The sequence below is a fragment of the Microbispora siamensis genome (genome assembly GCF_016863095.1).
Taxonomy (GTDB): Bacteria; Actinomycetota; Actinomycetes; order Streptosporangiales; family Streptosporangiaceae; genus Microbispora; species Microbispora siamensis.
Map to the genome: position 1 here is coordinate 1 of NZ_BOOF01000001.1, position 17531 is coordinate 17531.

Genomic DNA, 17531 nt, shown 5'->3' on the forward strand with positions numbered 1-17531 from the left:
CCTCCCCGTACACGTCCTCTATCAGGGCGTCCACGGAGACGATCCGCCCGCCCGCGACCAGCAGCCGGGCCAGCACGGTCCGCTGACGCGGCCCACCCAGGTCGACGGTTGCGCCGTTCGCGTCGTAGACCTCCACCGGACCGAGAACACGGAACTCCACCCCGAAACTCCCTGCGGTCGGCCCATCAGCCTCGCGGCCCCTACGGGCTGGGAGAGTACGGTGGAGCTCCGCCGGATTCGTCCGCCGGACGGGTGATCGACACTCCTCCGCCGGACGTATGCCGCGCACGGGCCGGGGTGGCGAGGGCCGCCATGCGAAAAAACCTATCCGCAGGTTCGCCGCATGCTGTCGAGGGATTCGAGATCCTCCACCGCCTGGGACATCCGGGCGACGTTGATCATGCTGAACGCCTTGGGCTGCATCTCGGGCTGCAGCCGCGAGGCCCCGATGGTGAACAGCCAGAACGCCAGCCCATGGAACATCTGTCGACGGTAGGCCAGCCAGGCCTCCCCGAAGGCCGGCGGCTCGCCGCCCGCCGCCTTCAGCTCGTCGAGATACAGTTCGAGGAGTTCACGCTCCCACGCCCTTCTGTCGTCCACCGTGAGGGCCGACGAGAGGGCGTACGCGACGTCGCCCGCCCACTGGCCCTTCGTCAGGCACTGCCAGTCGTACAGACCCATGGCCTTCTGCTCCGTGGCATACCAGTTGCCAATGTGGACGTCGGTGTGCAGGAGCGTCAGGGGCGGCCGCGAGTTCAGCGCGAGGGAGCGCATGAAGGATGGCCAGATCTCCGACCTGCGCCGCAGGACGGATTCCGGCATGATCGTGTCCGACACCTTGACGCCGTTCTCCGTGACGCCGCGGAACCCGATCAGCTCGTTCAGGTTGACCTGGTACGCCTCGGAGTTCTGCAGCCAGGGGAAATCGGCAGCCAGCCGGGGGCTGTCCCAGAAGGCGCCGTGGAGAGCGGCCAACTGGACCACCATGCTCTCGGCCATCTGCCGGTCCACGTACATCTCCGGATTTCCCGGCCGGGCGCCGCGGGTCGTCATCACGTCCTCGAGCAGGAACATCGAGCGCCAGGACCGCTCGTCGTAGGCCGCGTAGTAGCCGACGGGCGCCTCGATGGACAGGCCCGGCCGGACGAACCGGTAGAAGCGCGCCTCGCTGGAGACCGCCGCCGCGGGACCGACCAGCATCCGCGAGAGCAGCTTCGAGGTGAACTTGGCGAACACGGCCTCCGGCAGGCCGGCCTTGCGCCCGGCCTCGTTGTACGACACGGTCATCGCCTGACGGGACGTGGTCCCCTCACTGCCGGCGCCCCGCTCGAATCCGAGGACGCGGGCGCCCGGATGCTCCCGGCACAGGACGGCGGTGAGCCACTGCTCCGTGATGTCGTGGTAGGACCCGGGGATGTCCTCGGCGGTCGCCACGCGCGGCTTCGCGACCCGTTCCCGGAGGGTGTGGCCCGCGATGCGCAGCATCGATCCGGCCAGCCGTGCCTTCGCTGAAACGCTCAATTCTCACTCCTCATGTCGAGGGCCGGCCTCCCTGCCGGGAGGCACGGTCGCTGCCGGGGTCAACCCTGTCCGCCTCTCGTTGCGGACGACTTGAAACGTCCGGCAGGACGCACCCGGTGCCGCGAGGCGGCCGGCGCCATGTGGCCGCGCTCGCAGACCACCCCCACAGGACCCGCCAAGTCAGCCGCAAGGTTCGCAAGTCGGGGGCAAAGGGCGGGTGTCATCGTTCGGTGCGCTGGGACCGCGAGGGATGCGCGTCCGCTCACGCGGCCGCGGCCACTCCTCCGTGCCGCTCGTCAGGGACGCGGCGCGGGCTCTCGGCTCCCACCCGGAAGAAGCAACGAGGGACACCGCCATGAGCTCGAATCACGAAACCAGGCCTGCGCTGGAACCGATCGCCGTCGTGGGGATGGCCTGCCGGCTGCCCGGCGCCCGCTCCCCCGAGGAGCTGTGGGAGCTGCTGTGCCGCGGCGAGAACGCTATCTCCGAGATTCCCTCCGACCGGTTCCCGATCGAGGAGGTCTACGCCCCCGCATCCGGGGTGCCGGGAAAGCTCGCCTCGAAGTACGGCGGTTTCGTCTCCGGCATCGACGAGTTCGACGCGGAGTTCTTCGGCATCTCTCCCCGGGAGGCCGCGGCGACGGACCCGCAGCACCGCATGGTGATGGAGGTGGCCTGGGAGGCCTTCGAGGATGCCGGCCTGGTGCTGGAACGGATGCCTGAGCTGACCGGCGCTGTCTTCATGGGGGTCATCACCAACGACTACTGGGACCGGCAGTCGGGGGTGCTGGAAGAGCTCGACGTGCACACGGTCACGGGAAGCGCCAAAGGGGGCAACGCGGGCCGCATCTCCCACGCCCTGAACCTCACCGGTATGAGCGTGGCCCTCGACGCCGCATGCTCCTCCTCTCTGGTTGCCGTACAGCTCGCCGTCCAGTCGCTGCGGGCGGGCTCGTGCGATCTCGCCTTCGCCGGCGGCGTGAACGCCATCCTCACCCCTGATCACGGCATCGGGTTCTCCCAGGGCGCGATGATGGCCCTCGACGGCCAGTGCAAGGCGTTCGACGCCCGGGCCAACGGCTACGTCCGCAGCGAGGGCGTCGGCGTCCTGGTGCTCAAGACCCTCTCGCGAGCGCTGGCCGACGGGGACCGGATCCATGCCCTGATCCGCGGCGCGGCCGCCGGCAACGACGGGCACTCGGACGGTTTCATGGCCCCCCAGGTCCACGGACAGCAGGCCGCGCTGCGGGCGGCCTACCGCGACGCCGGTGTGGATCCGGCGAGCGTCGCCTATGTGGAGGCCCACGGCACCGGCACCAGCGTCGGCGACCCGGTGGAGATCGCCGCCCTGGACGGGGTGCTCGGGCAGGGGCGGCCGAAAGACCGCCCGCTCCTGGTGGGCTCGGTGAAGACCAACCTGGGCCACACCGAGGCCGCCGCCGGCGTCACCGGGCTGATCAAAACCGTGCTGTGCGTCAAGAACGGCTGGCTGCCGGCCAGCCTCAACTTCACCACGCCCAACCCCTCAATCGCATGGGACGAGATCCGGGTACGCGTGTGCGACCGGGGAGAGGTCTGGCCGCAGGAAAACCAGCCGCGCAGGGCCGGGGTCAGCAGCTTCGGCATCACCGGCACCAACGTGCACATCGTCGTCGAGGAGCCTCCGCAGACCACGCACCCGGACGAGAGCCGCGAGGGCGGCGACCGCCCCATGCTGCTGCCGGTCTCGGCCCGCACCCCCGGCGCCCTCACCGCGCTCGGGGCGCGCTACCGCGACCTCCTTCAGACGGCCTCGCTTCAGGACGTCGCAGCGGCGGCGGGAGTCCGGCGCACCCATCACGACCAGCGGCTCGCCGTGGTCGCCGTCACGGCCGAGGAGGCCGCGGCCAAGCTGGACGCGTACGCCGCGAACGGCCACGCGGAGGGCGTGTACACCGGCGAAGCCGACGAACTGGGCGGAGCGAACCGTACGGCGTGGGTGTTCCCGGGACAGGGCGCGCAGTGGGTCGGCATGGGCCGCGACCTGCTCGACCAGGAGCCGGTCTTCGCCGCGGCGATCGCCGACTGCGAGAACATGATGCGCCGCTACGCCGACTGGTCCCTGACCGCCGAGCTCAGGGCGGATCCGGAGGCCTCCCGCCTCACCGAGATCGACGTGGCCCAGCCGGCGATCTTCGCGGTACAGGTGGCGCTGGCTCGCCTGTGGCGGTCGTGGGGCTTCGAGCCCGATGCCGTCATCGGGCACTCCATGGGCGAGGTCGCCGCGGCCCACGTTGCCGGAGTCCTCGACCTCGACGACGCCGCCCGGATCATCTGCGGCCGCAGCCGGCTGATCCGCGCCACCAGCGGTCGCGGCGCCATGGCCGCGGTGGAGCTGTCACCCGAACGCGCCGAGGCGCTGATCGCGGAGCGCGGTGGCCGGGCGGTCCTGGCCGTGCACAACGGGCCGGCCTCCTGTGTGCTCGCCGGAGCAGCCGAGGAGATCGACGCCATCCTCCGCGACCTCGACGCCGAAGGCGTCTTCGGGCGGCGCGTGCAGGTGGACATCGCCTCGCACAGCCCGCAGATGGACCCGCTCAGGGAACCGCTCCTCGAGTTGCTCGCCCCCCTGCGCCCCCGGCAGGGCGACGTTCCACTGATCTCCACGGTCACCGGCCGATTCGTCGACGGGGCGAGCATGGACGGGGCGTACTGGGTGGACAACCTTCGCGAGCCGGTGCTGTTCGCGGACGCCGTCCAGCATCTGGCGGGGTCGGGATTCGACACCTTCGTAGAGTTCAGCCCCAACCCGCTGCTCGCCCGGGCTGTCCAGCAGAACCTGCGTCACGCCGGCGGGGACGGGGTGGTCGTCACCGCGCTCACCCGCGACACCCCTGGCCGTACCGCCCTGCTGGAGGCCGCGGCCGAGCTGTACGTCAACGGCCGGGCCGTCGATTTCTCCCGCCTGCAGCCCCACCGTGGGCACCACGTGCCCCTCCCCTCCTACCCCTGGCAGCACGCGAGGTACTGGAAGGACCCGGTCAGGCGACCCGGAGTCGTCCGGGACGGCGGCGGCCACCCGATCATCGGCGCGGCTCTCACGCTGGCCCCCGCCGACACCCTGGTGTGGGACTTCGACCTGGACACCGAGCGACTGCCCTACCTGCATCACCATCAAGTCCATGACATGCCGATGCTGTCCGGCACCGCCTTCCACGAGCTGGCCCTTGCCGCCGGGGAGGAGGCGTACCGCGGCCGGACCTTCGCCGTGGAGGATCTCCGCATCGAGCGCGCCGTGTTCCTCACGGCGGACGTCCCTCAGCGCCTTCAGGCCCGACTCGACCCGGCCGGAGCCGACCACACCCGCCGCTGGACGTGTTACCTCGCGGACACGACCGGCGAGACCACCGAATGGTCCCCCGTCGCCACGGCCCTTGTGTGTTCCACCAACTCCCCCGAGGAGGCCCCCTGGGAGGGCCGTCCCGACCTCACCTGTTATCCCTGGACGGTCGACGTGGGGGAGCACTACGCCGCGCTGCGCCGCCGGGGCATCCAGCAGACGGGCCCGTTCCAGGCGATCGTCGCCCTCCATCGCGCGGAGGCGGCCGTCGCGGCCGAACTGCGGCTCGACGCCAGCATCACCGCCGGCCTGGACCGCTATATGTTCCATCCGGCGCTGCTCGACGCGGCCCTCCAGCCCGTGATGGCCCTCCTCGACGACACCGGCGGTGCGCATCACACCTATCTGCCGGTGCGCACGACCCGGTGCCGGGCGCACCGGCGCCTTTGGGCAGGCACCCGTCTGTGGTCGACCGCCGTACGAATCTCCCCCGCGGACGATCCCGGCCTGGTGGAGTTCGACGTGCTGGTCAAGGACGACGAGGGCCGCGTGGTCGCGTCGGTCGACGGCTTCCAGATCAGGCGGCTCGACGAAGATCCCCCTGAGGTCACCGAGCGGAAGGCCGCCCGCCTGCTGTACGGAGTGGAGTGGGCGGAACTCGACCCCCTGCCCGATCCCGCACCCGGGCACGCTCCCTGGCTAGTCGTGAGCGACTCCCCCGTCGGCGCCGAACTGTGCGACTCGCTGGCCGCAGCGGGCGGAGAGCCGCTGCTGGTCCAGCCCGGCGCCGGCTACCGGAGGCTCGATCCGCGGCGGTGCGTGCTCGACCCGGCCTCCACTCAGGACTGGACGATGCTCATAAAGGAACAGACCGCGAGCGGAGCCTGGCCCCCGAGAGCCGTCGTACGCCTGTCCGCCCCGCACTCCGGCGAGGGAGCGACCGGGCCGGAGGCACTGGCGGGCTCCTACGAGGTGCTTACGCTGGTCAAGGCACTGACGAGCGATCCGCAGGCCGCTCCCCGGCTCTGGCTGGTGACCACCGCCGCCCAAGCTCCCGACGGCATCGGGGACGTCGACCCCACGCACACCGCCGTGTGGGGCCTCGGCCGAGTGATCCCCTACGAGCACCCCGAACTGCGCTGCTCGCTGATCGACCTCCCCGGGAACCCGGACTCCGGCGTACTTCGCGCGCTCTCGGCCGAGATCAGGAATGACGGAACCGAGACCGAGATCGCTCTGCGGGGCGGCCGCAGGTATGCCGGCAGGCTCAGCCGCCGGCCGCTTCCCCCGGCGCGCCCGGTCCCCGTGCGGCCGGACGCGACGTACCTGATCGCGGGCGGCTGCGGCGGGGTGGGGCTGCTCACCGCCGATTGGCTCGTCCGGAACGGTGCGCGCCATCTGGTCCTGGTGGGCCGGAGCGGCGCTCCGGAGAGCGCGGCGGAGCAGATCGCCGCGATGCGGTCCGCCGGCGCGAACGTGCACGTCGCCGCGGCGGACATCGCCTCCCGGGAGGCGGTGGCGGATCTGCTGAACCGCATCGCACGGGACATGCCTCCGCTGCGGGGAGTCGTCAACTCCGCCGTCGTCCTCGACGACGGGACGCTGGCACAGCTGGATCACGCGCGCTTCTTCGCCCCCATGTCCCCGAAGGTGGACGGCTCGTGGAACCTGCACGAGCTCACCCGCCACCTGCCGCTCGACTTCTTCCTGATGTACTCGTCGGCCGCCTCCGTCATCGGCTCTCCCGGGCAGGGGAACTACTCCGCGGCCAACGGCTACCAGGACGGGCTGGCCTGGCACCGCCAGTCCTGCGGGCTCCCGGCACTGACAGTCAACTGGGGACAGTGGGCGGCCACCGGGCAGGTCGCCAAGGCGAACAAGGACCTCCGGCTGAACGAGCGCGGCTTCGCCGGTTTCGCCCCTGCGGAAGCGCAGGCCGTCCTCGGCCGGCTGCTGTCCTCTCCGCACGCGCAGGCGTCGGTCATGTCGTTCGACCCCACCGCCTGGACCCACTACTTCCCGGCTCTGCGCACCTCGTCCCTCCTCCGGCACCTGGTGCAGGACGAGTCGCCGGACGCGTCCGCGGCCGACCTCGATCGGGCCGCCCTCGCCTGCCTCGGTGAGGAGGAGGCCGGGCAACTGATCGCGGCGTACCTGTGCAGGCAGGTCGCGGCCGTCGTCCAGTTGCCCGAGGAGAAGGTGGACCCGGCGCAGCGCCCGCACCGTCTCGGACTCGATTCCCTCATGGCGGTTCAGCTGCGCAACCGGATCGCGGCCGACCTCGAGATCAACGTGCCGGTGGCGGTCTTCCTGCAGCGGCGTACGATTGGCGATCTCGCCACCGTCGCCCTCGCCCATCTGCGGGAATCCGCAGTCACGCCACACAGCTCCGACCCGGCGGGCCCGGGCAGGTGATGAGGTGCCGAAGAGCCGGCTCTCCGGCACCCGTACACGCCGACGCCGCCACCTCGTGCTCTCTTCCGGGGTGACCGCGGGCGACCCGCCCTCGTCGATCCGGCCGGCGAGCGGCCGGCACTGCCCGGCGTACGGGGAAGTGGCGTCGGCCGTCGTCGCCGACCCGGATCTGATCGGCCTGATCGACGGTCTCCCGGGGATGGAGCGCCACCCCAACCTGGTGCTGGCCGCGGCGGGTTTCCTCGGCGGGCCGCGGGAGGACGCCTCCCGTCTTCCCCGGTGGTGCGTGCGGCACTGGGACTCGCTGCGGGAGACGATCCTCACCCACCGGGTCCAGACCAACGAGGCCGGCCGGTGCGCGAGCCTGCTCCCGGCGCTCGCGTCCCTGCCGCGGCCCTCGCCCTCATCGAGGTCGGCGCCTCCGCCGGGCTGTGCCTCTACCCCGACCGCTACCGCTATGACGATCTGCCGCCCGTCGGGCTCGTGGACAGCCCCGTCGTCCTGACGTGCCGCACGAACGGAAGGGTCCCGGTGCCCGAACGGGTGCCGGAGGTGGTGTGGCGGGCCGGCATCGACCTCGACCCGGTGGACGTTCGAGACGACCAGGCCCTGCGCTGGCTGGAGTGCCTCGTGTGGCCGGGCCTGGACGAGCGCCTCGAACGGCTGCGCGCCGCCGCTCGGGTGGCACGGGGGACCCGCCGCTCCTGGTGCGGGGCGACGCCGCCGAGCGCTCCCGACCCGGTCACCCGGGCGCCAGGCGACGCGACGGTGGTGGTCTTCCACAGCGCGACCCTGCACTACCTGGATGCGGAGGCCCGGGACCGCTTCGGGGCCACCGTGCGGAGCCTGCCCGTCCGCTGGATCTCGACGAGGGCTCGCCCTGGCTGCGCTCCATCCTGCGACCGGTACGTGCCGTCGTCGTACGTGCTGCAGTCCCGCGACGGGGTGCCACTGGACTACGTGCGCCAGCTCAACGCGCTCGCGCTCCGGCCGGACCTGGCCGTGCTCGTCACCGCCTACCCCGGCATCCTGGAGGACCGTCTACGGGCCCGGGGTGCGCACTTCCGGTTCGAGCACGACGGATCATCCCGCGTCGAGGCCGGCATGTACGACGACCTCGCCGACGTGCTCGCCGAGGACGGATTCCCCATATGGCGGGTGGACACCGGTGACGATGCATGGCCGGATCCTGCTGTGCCTGCGCCAGGGCACCGGCTACGCCGACGACCTGTACTGCCTGCCGTCCGGGCACCTGGAGCTCGGCGAGACCATCGTCGACTGCGCGGTCCGCGAGGCCCGCGAAGAGGTCGGCGTCGCGATCGACCCGACCGACCTCCGCCCGGCCACCGTCGTCCACTACCTGTCCCCCGAGGGCCGCCCCCGTCTGGGTGTGTTCTTCGCGACCGACCGCTGGCCCGGGGAGCCGTACAACGCCGAGCCGGCCAAGTGCGGCGGCCTGGCGTGGCCCCGGGTCGACGAGCTGCCGGACAACACCGTGCCGTACACCGCCGCCGGCGTCGAGCTGTACCGGTCCGGCGTGAGCATCGGCCTGCGCGGCTGGCCCGAACTCGTCGGCGCCACGGCGTAGCCCGCGCAACACGAAGAACAGCCCCGCTCTCCCCGGGGGAGAGTGGGCCCTCGTTTCTCCGGGCTCATCATGCGTGGCGAGGATGGATCGCCCACGCGACTGCAACTGCCCCCGGCGTACCTCGTGGTGCGGACCGTGCGGCCCGAGGTCTAATGGCGCGCACCTCGGGCCCCCGGGCATGGGTTTGTCATGGTTTAAGGTCGGTTGCTACGAGTATTAGAGACGTCCGAGACGCAGCGGTTAGGAGGCTCGGGTGGATGTCCTCGATCAACTCGTCGACGCGGAGTTCCGTCTCGAACTCCTTCTCATGGCAGCCCTTCACGAGGAGGCGGAACGGCTGACCGGTCCGTCCGTGAGTGACGTCGGCGCACACGTGAGGTAAGAGACGGATGCAGCAGGATCACGACCGGACAGCCGGCACAAGCACGCCCGACGACGCGGCAGCGGCGGCGGCGCGGCTGGAGGCTGAGACCGCCGCGGCGGTGGCTTCCCTGCGTCGTCAGGCCGCCCAGCTCCGTAGCACAGAGCCGCACGCTCAAGCCGGTTCGAGCGGCTGACCGTCGGCGTCTGCTGCGAGGGCGTCGCCGACGGAGCGAGACCGCTCGAAGTGCGGCAGTAGGTTCGTGATGCGGAGCGCGCTCTCGACGCGGGGATCGATTCCGGTGAGGACCAGGCGGATCCCACGCTCCTGGCAGCCCTTCCACGTGAAGACGAGCACGCTGAGGCCGGCCGAGTCGCAGAAGGTCACCCCTGCCATGTCCAGGACGACGCCGACCGGCTGCATCTTCCAGGCGCCGATGCGGAGCGCTGCATGATGACCCAGAAGGGGCCCGTTGCGTCCTGCCGCCGGATCACAAATCCGGCCACGTGTATCCCCCCATATCAGCGGCGGAGGATGCGACTCAGCGAGGCGGCGAGGACTCCTACGAGGACGGATAACGATCCTGCGGGGAGGCGGTGTTCAACGATGTGCCGAGGGTGGCCTTGAGGTCGTGGAGGATCTGTTCGGCGGCGGCCTGGCGCTCGCGCAGGACCTCGTCGAATCCTTCCCGTAGGTGTTCCTGCTCGGCGAGGGCTTCCGAACCCATCACTGGCCCCCTTCTCGTTTGCCGTTCATCGGAACGCCTGCCCATTACGACCAAGACCATCCGCCTGCTCATGGATAGGGATGTGTGCTCCCCGAGCTATGGGGAGCACGCCTCGGCGATAAGGATGGCCCCGCCCTCGAAGCGACGAAGAAGAGGGCGGGGCCGGTGATGTTCTCCGGGGCCGCCCGGGCGCGGCAGAGCCCTGGCGTTGACGCTGATCGGGTTGTTGACGTTGTCAGCCCATCGGATGGTTCTCCACGCCGATCCGTCCCATACGAGCTCGGAATTCGTGTCGGTCTGCCAGATGTGCATCCCGGTGACGGGTGGAGGGCGTGTGCCGGACGTGCAAACGATCAGTGCCTGGCGCATGAGGTAGATATCCGCCGAGGTGAGTACTTCGGTGCCCCACGTCTTGTACGGCATCAGGCGATCCTCTTCGCGTACAGGTAGGAATTCGTCTTCACCTTCGCCGGTGTGGCGTTCGCCGCGGATTGCGCCCAGCGGAACGTCAGCGTCCCCGAGGACACAGTGGTGAGCCGCCCCCGAGGCATGAAGATCACGTCTATGTTGTCGCCGAAACCTGCCGCGTCGGCCTGCCCGCCGGAACCCAGTTGCGCGACGCTGATCGTCGCCTGGTCCCGGTTCGTCTGGGCAAGGTGCGGGGACAGCGCCGACCATTCCATCGTCGCGTCGCTCGGGGCGAGCCAGCCGAGCTTCATGTCGGCGTTGGTCGGTGACGAGCAGATGATGAACGCCTCGGCTCTCACTGCATCCGTCAGGTATGACTGTCACACGCGCCGTCGGCCCTTGTGATCCGCTAGCGGCCGCCGCTACGGACCTCTTCGGAGAGGTCCGCGGCGGGGCGACGGGCGCGTGGAACGGCGACGCCCGTCAGCCGTTGCATGAGACCGGGCCTCCGCTGTCCAGAACTGCGCCGTCGTCCCGCACGAACTGCCATGAGTAGGCGTTAGCGGCCAGGGTGAGCTTGAGGACCCCGTTCGCCTGGAGCCGCCTTTGGCTGTTGGCCCGGACGGTGCCGAAGGGCTTCGGCGTCGCGCCCCCGGTGCCGACGACGAACTCGCGGATCCCCGACGAGGAGGCCACAGCGTCCGGTGTCTCCTTGGCGAACCGCTCGTAGTCGTGGTCGTGACCGCTGAGCACCAGGTCCGCGCGGACGCCGTACAGCACGTCCCAGAACGGCTTCATGTTGGGGAAGTCGCCGTGCTCGGAGCCGGAGCTGAACAGCGGGCGGTGCCAGTAGGCCAGCACGCAGGGTTTGGTGGTGCGGGCGAGGTCGTTCTGTAGCCAGGTGACCTGCTCGCCGCCCGCGCTACGGCTCACCTCCGAATTGAGCGACACGAGGTGCCAGTCGCCCAGGTCGAAGCTGTACCAGCTCTTGCCCGCGGGTGCCGCCGCGGTGCCGAAGTACTGGAAGTAGCCCGCCGCGCCGTCGCCGAGTCCGTACTCGTGGTTGCCCGGCGCCGGCTTCGTCTTCGCCTTGAAGCGGCCCCAGGTCGTGGCGTAGTAGCGGGTGAACTCCTCATACGTGCCGTTGTCGTACTGGTTGTCGCCGAGGGTCAGTACGGCGGCGGGATTGATCGCGAGGACCCGCTCGGAGGTGCGGGCGTGCCCGCAGCCGCTGCCCTCGCAGGTGGTGGCGATGTCACCGGCGGCCACCACCACGTGCTCGCCGTCCTGGCCCGAGTCGGGCCCCAGGGCGGCCGTCTCCAGGATGCTGGCCCAGGAGCCCTCCTGGCTCTGCCAGAACGAGATCCGCACGTAGCGGGCGCTCACCGGCGCGGCGAACGGGTAGCTCTCGAACCCTGCGGTGCTACCCGAACTGCGGCCGGCCCAGACCACGGTGTAGTTCGCGCCGTCCGTTGAGGTGTAGATGTTGAAGTCGTTCCACCGCAGGTCGCCGCGGTGCCAGGCGATCTTCAGGCCGCACAGTGTGCGCGCCTGGCCGAGGTCGAGCACCAGGTTCGCGCCGAGTCCCTGACCCGACCACCTGGTGGTGAGGTCGCCGTCGACCGCCTGGCGCGGGGGGTTAACGTCCTCCCACGTACTGGCCGTGACAGCGGAGACCGGCTGAACCGCCGTGCATCCGGGGATGGACGGGACGACCGTCGAGGGCACGTCCGCGGCTCGGGCAGGAAGACGCGCGCCCGCGTGCGCGGCGCCCGCGGCGCCGAGCGTGGACAGCAGGAGGAGGGCGCCGAGCGCGGCCCGCAGTACTTTCTTCCGGGAGATTCGGGACATTCGTGACCGTCCTGTCGGTGTTCCGGCGGTGGTGGTGAGCGTCCGGCCGCTCCGGAAGGCGGCCGGACGTGAGGGCTTGCGGCGCCTGGCGGATAGGCGTCGCGAACCCGCTTACGGGGTCAGGAGACGCCGTAGGCGGCGGCCTCGGTGATGCTGGCCCAGCCGTTGCCGGCGGAGCTGTTCCACCAGGAGACGCGGACGAACCGGGCCTGGCGCGGCGGGAAGCGGTACGGCTCGGCGTTCAGGGTCGACCCCGAGCTTCGTCCCTCCGCGGCCTTCGTGTAGGCGACCCCGTCGGGCGAGGTGTAGACGGTGTAGTCGTTCCACCACTGGTCGCCCTGGTACCAGGCCACGTTCAGCCCGCACACCGACCGCGCGGCGCCCAGGTCGAGCGTCAGGTTCGCGCCGTACCCCTGGCCCGACCAGCGCGTGGACGGGTTGCCGTCGACGGCCTGCGCCGGCGGGTTGACCGCCTCCCACGTGCTCGCGGTCACCCCTGCTGGAGCGAGCTTCACGGGGCAGGGGTCCGCCTGCCCGTCGGCGGCGATCTCCCGGACGCTGAACTTGGCCAGATCGACCCGCGTGGCGTCGTCCCAGCGGAAGGCCGCCTTCGGGCCGCCCCACGTCACCTTCTCGTCAGGCGACCCACCGCAGGGGTTGGGCGTGTCGATGGACCACCCGCCGGTGTCCTCGCGGGCCGCGACGCGGGTCCACGTGCCGTTGTTCGCCCGGTCGAGGTACGCCTCCAGCCGCACGCCGCCGGGGATGTCGTACATGACCATCTTGAAACCGACCATCTTGCCCTTGATCGAGTCGCCGCCGCCCGTGTAGGAGTCCTGCGCGTACCCGGCGCCTCCGTCGTGGTAGATCTCCTTCTCGAACCTGACGGCGCCGTCGGAGTAGCGCAGGTCGCCCTTGTAGGCGGTCCCCCAGCACGCCTCGGGGGTCTGCCCCTCGCCGGTGTGCCGGCCGCCGCGTGCGTACCAGGTGAAGGCGTCTGCGTCGTCGGTGCCGCTGACGTAGCGGACATAGCCGGTGATCTCGACGTTCCGCCAGTCGTTGCCATCGTGCATGAACCCCTGAGTACGCAGGTCGGGCTGGCGCCAGGTGAGGGAGTCCTCGTCCTCGTCCTGGTCGTAGGTGGAGGTGGAGACGCCGATCCGAGTCTTGACGTCGCGAACGGTGAAGGTGCCGTCCAGGTTGGACGACATGGGCGTGCCGTCGAGGCGGGTGTCGGCGGAGGGATCGGCCGACAGGTGCCAGACCTGCCCTCCCGGCTTCGTGGGATAGATCATGCCGACGCCGTCGACCGGGTCGACACCCGCCAGCGGCACCGCGGCCGCGACAATGGTGGGCGTAGTGGGAACCGAGGTGAATCCGGTGGCCGAGACGGCGCCGGCGACGGCCAGCGCGATCATCAGCAGGGAGGCACGGGAGCGTCGCATCGCGAACCGCCTGGTGTGGTGAGGAGGTCGTCGCTAGGGCCGCTCCCGCGGTGTCTGCTCGTGGCAAGGGTGGTGCGGGAGCGGCGGGACGTTGAGGGAAGGGTTGGTTCAGGAGCCGAGGACGGCTGCTTCGGTGATGCTGGCCCAGTCGTTTTGAGGGTTCTGCCAGAAGGAGACCTTCACATACCGGGCGTCGCGGGGGCCGGTGGTGAACAGCTCCTGCTCAAATCCCAGCGTCGTGCCCGAACTGCGTCCCTCCCACGCCTTGGTGTAGGCGACCCCGTCGACGGAGGTGTAGGTGGTGTAGTCGTTCCATCGCTGGTCACCCAGGTGCCAGGCCACCCGCGTCCCGCACACCCGGCGCACCGACCCCAGGTCCAAGATGAGTGAGGCGCCGAAGCCCTGCCCCGACCAGCGGGTGGAGAAGTTGCCGTCGATCGCCTGAGCGGGCGGGTTGATCGCCTCCCAGGTGGTCGCCGTCGCCGACGCCACCGGCACCGTCCCCGCGCACGAGGGGTCCCCCGAACCTCCCGGCGCCACGTCGGCGTAGACGGCCCGCTGGTCACCCAGCCGCAAGGAGTCGTAGAACATCACCCGCTGACTGGTGGTCGACGGCTTGTCGGGATTGGCCCAGTCCCACTTGTAGATGCCGAACTTGAAATACGGCGACCGTGGCCCGCCGGCGTGCGTTGCACCACTGCGCTGCAGCACCCGCTGCCCGTTGCGCCACACCTCGAACATGCCCTGGGTGTCGGTCCGCCACTTGACGTGCACCACCCAGTCGGTCCAGGCCCCGGTGGCGTACGGGCCCAGGTCGATGATGTCCCCGCGGAAGTCCACCTTCCAGTGCCCCTCGTCGGTCAGCAACGCCAGCGGCGGAGACCCGCCCCCGCAGTCGTCGCACTGGTGCCACTGACTGACGATCTCCGCGGACACGTCGTAGACCCAGCTGGCGGGCAGGTTGACGCTGAAGCCGTACCACCGCTCGGCGTTGAGGGGTTGTTCGTCGCGCTGGCTGATCTCCGCCCGCTTGCTGCCCGACTGGATCGGATCACCCCGGTCCAGCTCGAACCGCGCCGCGTAGGACCCGTCGCGTACCGGGCTGGACACCACGGCCGCGCCGTGGTCGGCCACCCACTGCTTGACGAACCCCGGAGGCGCCGAGGCCGGCATCGTCCGATCGGCCGCCGCCTCCCAGTTCAACGTCCTGAACACCCCCGCCGGATCGGCCTGCGCGGGCAGCGGCGTGCCCCCCAACACCATCACCACCACGGTGACCAGCACCGCGGCGGCCGACGCCGCGACTCTCTTCCAGATCACTGTCATCACTCCCCTGTGGCCGGCCCGGCCCCGCCACTCGCGGCGGGGGTGCCGGCCGGTGTGCGTTTCCGACAGCATCGGGGAGCATCGGATGACGGTCATGAGTAAGCGATGCTCATTCGTCGAGTCATGCCGCCCGGCCGGAGGCGGCCGTCAGGAGGCGACCGGTGTTCACGCGGTCGCGACCGAGCCTCGGATGTGCCCCCGCCCCAGACTGGCAGCGGCGGGACCTTCACCGTCGTCGCACACGTTCCCGGTTCACTGGCGGCGCTCTTGGTCGCCGTCCGGGGGGTGGGCGGGCAGGTGAGCAGGGCCACCCACTGCCCGGAAACCAGTTTCTGCCAGCGCGATTGTGGTCGGTGCACCTCGCTGGGCAGCGGTATCAGGATGTCGCGCGGGGGTGGGCGGACACGACGAGCGCATGGGGGCGAGAAGCCAGTACCCACGCGGCTGCCGCCTCCTACACGCGGGCCCGCACCGCAAGGTCACCCAGCGGGTACGCAACAGACCGCCCGGACAACGGGAAGACCGCACGTAGCCTCGCGCCCGGGCTGTGCGGGACCACCTGGAGGGTCCCCCCGTGAGCCCGCGCGATATCCCGGGCGATCGGCAGCCCCAACCCCGAGCCTCCCGTGTCCCGGGTGCGGGCGTGGTCCAAGCGGGTGAATCGGTCGAAGACGATGGTGTGGTGTTCCGGGGGAATACCGGGGCCGTCGTCCACGACGTCGAGGACGGCGTGGTCGCCCGGAGACGTGAGGGTGACGTGGACTGACGTGGAGGCGTGGCGGACCGCGTTGTCGACGAGGTTCGCGACAAGACGGCGGAGTTGATCGGCGGAGCCGTTGAGGAGCAGGTCGGGGGTGAGGTCGAGGTACACATGGACGTCCGGACGAGGGCGTTTGCGGACGGCCTCCTCGGCGACGACCTGGGCCAGGTCCAGTTCCTCGGCCCGCGACAGGGGTTCGCCGGCGTCGAGCCGGGCCAGCAGGAGGAGGTCGGCGGAAAGGGACTGGAGGCGTGCGACATCGTCCAGTGCCGCAGTCGCCAGCTGCTTCTCGGCGGGCCGGGCCAGCTCCAGCCGGGTTCGCAGGATCGCCAGTGGGCTGCGAAGTTCGTGTGCGGCGTCGGCGACGAACTGCCGCTGCGCGTCGACGGAGGTCTGCAGCCGGTCGAGGGTCGCGTTGACGGTACGGGCCAGTGCGGCGATCTCGTCTCGGGTGTCCGGCTCCGGCACGCGTTCGTGCAGGCCGTGCGCGGTGATGTCGGCGACCTTCGCCCTGATCGCGGAGACCGGGCGTAGCACTCGGCCGACCGCCAGCCAGGTGAACAGTGCGACCACCGCGAGGAGCGCCGGAACCCCCGGGATCAGCAGGTTCCTCAGCGTGGTCATCGCCGCCAGGGCGGGTGCCTTGGAGGCCTTTCCGAGGACGGTGACCGGGCCGTCCTCGGTCTCGAACGTCTGTCTGACCACGAGCACGGCCTCATCGGGTACCGGAGGGCCGTCGTCTTTGCCGGTGGCAGCCGAGCCCGGCATCGGTCCCTTCCCGCCCGGCGGCACCGCTCCCTTTCCGAGCAGCGGCACCATTCCTTTTCCGTCCCCCGCGTCACCCGGCCCCGACTCCGCCTTCAGATGCCGCATCTGTTCCTTGGCGTCGTTCGCCGCCAACTCCTTGGTGGAGGCCGTCAGGCTCGAGTCCAGCGCGGCGAAAAGCGCGATCGAGGCCAGGCAGAGCGCCGCCGCCACCGCGGCGGTGGCCGTCAGCGTCGTGCGTAGACGGACTCCCATGTCAACCCTCCAGCCGGTAGCCCACGCCCCGCACGGTCTTCAGCGTCGTCCGTCCGAACGGTTTGTCGATCTTGCGGCGCAACGCGCTGATGTAGACCTCGACGACGTTCGAATCGCCGTCGTACGCGAAGTCCCAGGCCTGGGCGAGCAGCTCGGCCTTGGTCACCACCTCGCCCGCGTGCCGCGTCAGGCAGTGCAGGATCGCGAACTCCTTGGGTGTCAACGCGATCTGTACGTCCCCGCGACTGCACTTCAGCCCCGCCGGATCGACCCGGAGATCCCCGGCGGTCAGCACCGTCGGCCGCTCCCGCACCTTGCGCCGGGCCAGTGCTCTTAGTCGCGCCAGCAGTACGACGTACGAAAATGGCTTTGTCAGATAATCGTCCGCGCCGGTGTCCAGCGCCTCCGCCTCGTCGTACTCTCCGTCCTTCGCGGTCAGCATGAGGATCGGCGTCCAGTTTCCAGCCTCCCGCAGCTTCGCGCAGACCCCATAGCCGTGCAGCAACGGCAGCATCACATCCAGCACGATCACGTCGTACGAATGCTCGGTCGCCATCCACAGGCCCTCGCACCCGTCGTAAGCGAGATCGACCGCGAAGCCCTCTTTGGTCAGGCCGTCTTTGAGCAGCTCGGTCAGCCTGCGTTCGTCTTCCACCAGAAGTAGGCGCACATCAACAGGGTGAAGGTACGTACCTAAGGTAAACCTGAAGATCATCTTTTACCTCTTCAGGGTCGCTTCAGGTGTAGGGGCCCAAACTGCGGAGCGTTCCGTCAACCGATCACTGGCGGC

At 70.3% G+C, this 17531-nt stretch carries 12 protein-coding genes and 1 pseudogene; 3 read left to right on the forward strand and 10 right to left on the reverse strand.

Translation table 11 applies throughout. From position 1 onward, the window contains the following. Positions 1–324: 324 nt before the first annotated feature. Positions 325–1521, reverse strand: coding sequence for a phosphotransferase (locus tag Msi02_RS00005; RefSeq protein ID WP_204046493.1), 1197 nt, complete (start codon positions 1519–1521; stop codon positions 325–327). Between the two features lie 355 nt (positions 1522–1876). On the opposite strand from Msi02_RS00005, the gene Msi02_RS00010 reads away from it, so the two are divergent. The 3 genes and pseudogenes from Msi02_RS00010 (at position 1877) to Msi02_RS00025 (ending at position 8843) form a co-directional block, all read left to right on the forward strand. Further along, a complete protein-coding gene (locus tag Msi02_RS00010; RefSeq protein WP_204046494.1) occupies positions 1877–7255 on the forward strand; it encodes a type I polyketide synthase in 5379 nt (1792 codons plus the stop codon). A gap of 139 nt (positions 7256–7394) precedes the next feature. After that, positions 7395–8044: pseudogene (locus Msi02_RS44360) on the forward strand (DUF2332 family protein); the annotation flags it as partial. Positions 8045–8429: 385 nt separating this feature from the next. Then, on the forward strand, positions 8430–8843 hold the full coding sequence (locus Msi02_RS00025) for an NUDIX hydrolase (protein ID WP_204046722.1): 414 nt from the start codon (positions 8430–8432) through the stop codon (positions 8841–8843). 535 nt (positions 8844–9378) lie between these two features. Here Msi02_RS00025 and Msi02_RS00030 read toward each other — a convergent pair. The 9 genes from Msi02_RS00030 to Msi02_RS00070 form a co-directional block, all read right to left on the reverse strand. Continuing rightward, complete coding sequence (locus Msi02_RS00030) at positions 9379–9627, reverse strand: STAS domain-containing protein (RefSeq protein WP_275414057.1); 249 nt, start codon at positions 9625–9627, stop codon at positions 9379–9381. Positions 9628–9766: 139 nt separating this feature from the next. Next, a complete protein-coding gene (locus Msi02_RS00035) occupies positions 9767–9931 on the reverse strand; it encodes a hypothetical protein (protein WP_204046497.1) in 165 nt (54 codons plus the stop codon). A gap of 96 nt (positions 9932–10027) precedes the next feature. Beyond that, positions 10028–10354, reverse strand: coding sequence for a hypothetical protein (locus Msi02_RS00040; protein WP_204046498.1), 327 nt, complete (start codon positions 10352–10354; stop codon positions 10028–10030). Next, positions 10354–10698 carry a hypothetical protein gene (locus tag Msi02_RS00045; RefSeq protein WP_204046499.1) on the reverse strand — a complete coding sequence of 115 codons (345 nt, stop codon included), beginning with the start codon at positions 10696–10698 and terminating at the stop codon, positions 10354–10356. The genes Msi02_RS00040 and Msi02_RS00045 overlap by 1 nt, the downstream gene beginning before the upstream one ends. 124 nt (positions 10699–10822) lie before the next feature. Then, positions 10823–12190 (reverse strand): discoidin domain-containing protein, encoded by a 1368-nt coding sequence (locus tag Msi02_RS00050; protein ID WP_204046500.1) that lies wholly within the window; start codon positions 12188–12190, stop codon positions 10823–10825. A gap of 119 nt (positions 12191–12309) precedes the next feature. Next, positions 12310–13635, reverse strand: a complete 1326-nt coding sequence (locus Msi02_RS00055; RefSeq protein ID WP_204046501.1) for a discoidin domain-containing protein — start codon at positions 13633–13635, stop codon at positions 12310–12312. Positions 13636–13743: 108 nt separating this feature from the next. Beyond that, positions 13744–14955 carry a heparin lyase I family protein gene (locus tag Msi02_RS00060; protein WP_204046502.1) on the reverse strand — a complete coding sequence of 404 codons (1212 nt, stop codon included), beginning with the start codon at positions 14953–14955 and terminating at the stop codon, positions 13744–13746. A gap of 460 nt (positions 14956–15415) precedes the next feature. Further along, complete coding sequence (locus tag Msi02_RS00065) at positions 15416–16741, reverse strand: sensor histidine kinase (RefSeq protein ID WP_204046503.1); 1326 nt, start codon at positions 16739–16741, stop codon at positions 15416–15418. Position 16742: 1 nt separating this feature from the next. After that, complete coding sequence (locus tag Msi02_RS00070; protein WP_079321023.1) at positions 16743–17411, reverse strand: response regulator transcription factor; 669 nt, start codon at positions 17409–17411, stop codon at positions 16743–16745. Between the last annotated feature and the right edge of the window lie 120 nt (positions 17412–17531).

Coding starts and splice junctions, on each gene's coding strand:
- Msi02_RS00035 (WP_204046497.1), bottom strand. CDS start 9,931: ATGGGTTCGGAAGCCCTCGCCGAGCAGGAACACCTACGGGAAGGATTC.
- Msi02_RS00065 (WP_204046503.1), bottom strand. CDS start 16,741: ATGGGAGTCCGTCTACGCACGACGCTGACGGCCACCGCCGCGGTGGCG.
- Msi02_RS00055 (WP_204046501.1), bottom strand. CDS start 13,635: ATGCGACGCTCCCGTGCCTCCCTGCTGATGATCGCGCTGGCCGTCGCC.
- Msi02_RS00025 (WP_204046722.1), top strand. CDS start 8,430: ATGCATGGCCGGATCCTGCTGTGCCTGCGCCAGGGCACCGGCTACGCC.
- Msi02_RS00010 (WP_204046494.1), top strand. CDS start 1,877: ATGAGCTCGAATCACGAAACCAGGCCTGCGCTGGAACCGATCGCCGTC.
- Msi02_RS00050 (WP_204046500.1), bottom strand. CDS start 12,190: ATGTCCCGAATCTCCCGGAAGAAAGTACTGCGGGCCGCGCTCGGCGCC.
- Msi02_RS00030 (WP_275414057.1), bottom strand. CDS start 9,627: ATGCAGCCGGTCGGCGTCGTCCTGGACATGGCAGGGGTGACCTTCTGC.
- Msi02_RS00040 (WP_204046498.1), bottom strand. CDS start 10,354: ATGCCGTACAAGACGTGGGGCACCGAAGTACTCACCTCGGCGGATATC.